Raw genomic sequence first — 1,148 nt, forward strand, 5'->3', positions numbered from 1 at the left:
TACCTTTTATATTAAGGAAATTCGAAGAATCGAGGTAGGAAAGGTCGATAAACTCGCGAGCCGGTTTGTGGCCGTACCAGAAGTAAATGCTTCCAGCGCGTTCAACGAGAGGTACCGAAAGCTGTTTGGCTCGTGGGGATATGCTGTCGTCTGGCACCCGAGGGATCGCCGCGCAATGGCCATTGGACTCAAATTCCCAGTGATGGTATCCGCAGGCAAGGCGATCGCCGGAGACCTGGCCGCTGCGTGCGAGGTCGGCGCCCATGTGGCAGCACCGACTGTCGATCATGCCTACTTTTCCGGTCTTCCCGCGAAAAAGTGCAAATTGACGCGACATGAATTCGACAGGAACTACTTCGCCCGGCTTTAGATCTTCACTGAATCGGGCAAAGTACCAGCCTATCGGGTATTCGGCGGGCTGCTTCTCGCATATCCGCTGGTCCCCCAAAATCTTCTTATCGTAATCCTGTAGGCGTTTCCGTCGGCTTGGCATTAATCCAATACTTCCTAGAAGATGGCGACAATATATTCAAAGAATATATTGTCGCCGACGGTGGGGTCTGGAGGTGCCCCGACTGGCGAACTGGCTTTACCACCGGGTCGTCGTCCTAGGCCTGGGGGGCAGTGCTGCGGTCGTTGGACACCGGCGGCTTCGGGGCTCTCACCGAGCTGCTCACCGCCTACCACCTCGACACCACCGGCCTCCACGGCCCCACCCAGGAGATCAACCCAGCAGGTGTCGACAACACCGTTGACTAACACCCTCGGCTGATCTTGTTCGGTCGTCTGACGCCCCGCTGGGACTGTTTCCGGTGGGGCGTTGGCATGTCGGCTGCCGGGCCCCAGCCGGGCGAAGAACTGGATGTCAGTGGGGGGCTCCGGCGGGGTGTCCGAGCAGGGTTGCAACGGGGTTTCCTCGCGCGCGCACGCGTAGGGCCCCCCACCGGGAAACCAGGAAACGTGGAAACCTGCAGGTCAGAGCGGTTTCCACTAGGAAACTCCCAGGAAACTGCAACCCGCGGTTTCCTGGGGTGCAACTGGGCTAATCGGGAGGCATCCGCGACCCCAGATCGAACGGTGCAGACCGGGCCCTGGACTGCCGCTGCGGCTCTTCGCCTCGAGGGATGCGACAAAGCCAGCCGACTGTC

General features: G+C 59.8%; 2 protein-coding genes. One reads left to right on the forward strand and one right to left on the reverse strand.

What is annotated here, in order from left to right; all coding sequences use genetic code 11:
• Window positions 1–493 (reverse strand): Rieske (2Fe-2S) protein (locus G6R25_RS24130; protein ID WP_163554670.1); only part of this gene is annotated, 493 nt, incomplete at its 3' end.
• Between the two features lie 131 nt (window positions 494–624).
• Between G6R25_RS24130 and G6R25_RS29235 the strand changes: the two genes are divergently transcribed.
• On the forward strand, window positions 625–759 hold the full coding sequence (locus G6R25_RS29235) for a hypothetical protein (RefSeq protein WP_268903872.1): 135 nt from the start codon (window positions 625–627) through the stop codon (window positions 757–759).
• Window positions 760–1,148 lie beyond the last annotated feature (389 nt).

Origin of the sequence: Candidatus Frankia alpina (assembly GCF_902806485.1) — a bacterium.
GTDB classification, from domain to species: domain Bacteria; phylum Actinomycetota; class Actinomycetes; order Frankiales; family Frankiaceae; genus Frankia; species Frankia alpina.